1 protein-coding gene is annotated in these 881 nt (G+C 57.4%); it reads right to left on the bottom strand.

What is annotated here, in order from left to right:
- Nucleotides 1–101 precede the first annotated feature (101 nt).
- Nucleotides 102–728 carry a hypothetical protein gene (locus tag NHF53_RS22605; protein ID WP_252836209.1) on the bottom strand — a complete coding sequence of 209 codons (627 nt, stop codon included), beginning with the start codon at nt 726–728 and terminating at the stop codon, nt 102–104.
- Nucleotides 729–881 lie beyond the last annotated feature (153 nt).

The raw sequence follows: 881 nt of genomic DNA on the forward strand, positions 1-881 counted from the left end.
TTCCGCGCGAGCCGCGGCGGCTTCCCCGCACTCTCGTCGACAGCCCCTTCAGCCTCGACCCCGGTACCGGCTGCCGATTGCCAGCGCAGCTATACCGACGATCACGCCTGCGAAATCTGGCGACCTTGAGGGAGGCGTAACAAGGGGAACAGCTCCTGGCCGGTATCGAGGCGGATGCGTGGTTCAAGCGCTCGAGCGCCGATGTGCCTGATGGAGAAGTCGAGGTTTGCTGCAGTTGTCGCCTCCCCATACATCGGGAGATCCTCAGCATCCCACTTTTGCGAAAGATGGTCCAGGAGTGCGGTAGCAACGCCCGAGCCTCGAAGGCGCGAGCCGATAAAGAGCAGATATGCATGGACAAAGTCGCGGGGATGGTTGTCGTTCAGCGCTTTCATCATTGCGACCACGGTACGCGCGTCGTGCCTGCAGAGCGCATACGCCTTCGCGGTCTCACTCCGCACTCTCTCTTCACCGATATCGAGGTTGTCGGGTGTGAAATGCACTGCCGCGCCGACAAATCTGTCATCGCCACGGCTGGCAATCAGCATGTGCCCGGATTCGGAATAGATCGAAAAATAGATCGGAAGAAACTTGGCCCGCCGTGATTTGTCGGGAAACATGTAGTCCACGAACGGATCTTCGAAGAAGGCGTCAGCGAGTGTATCACACAGATTGGAGAACTCATGCTCGCCGCCAACCCGTACCGCAATGCTGTGTCCATTCTCCATTGTCGCCCCCGACCATAATCAACCACTGATCACAACCTCGCAGCTTTGACTTCTTCCGTATTTCAAGAAGGGCGCATGTTTTTCAATATGATGCGGTCTTTCGAAATGGTGGCCGCGCATCCTGACTACCGTCCTCGTCAGATCGAATGGCCT

Source organism: Ciceribacter sp. RN22, from assembly GCF_024054295.1.
In the GTDB taxonomy this organism is placed as follows: Bacteria; Pseudomonadota; Alphaproteobacteria; order Rhizobiales; family Rhizobiaceae; genus Allorhizobium; species Allorhizobium lividum.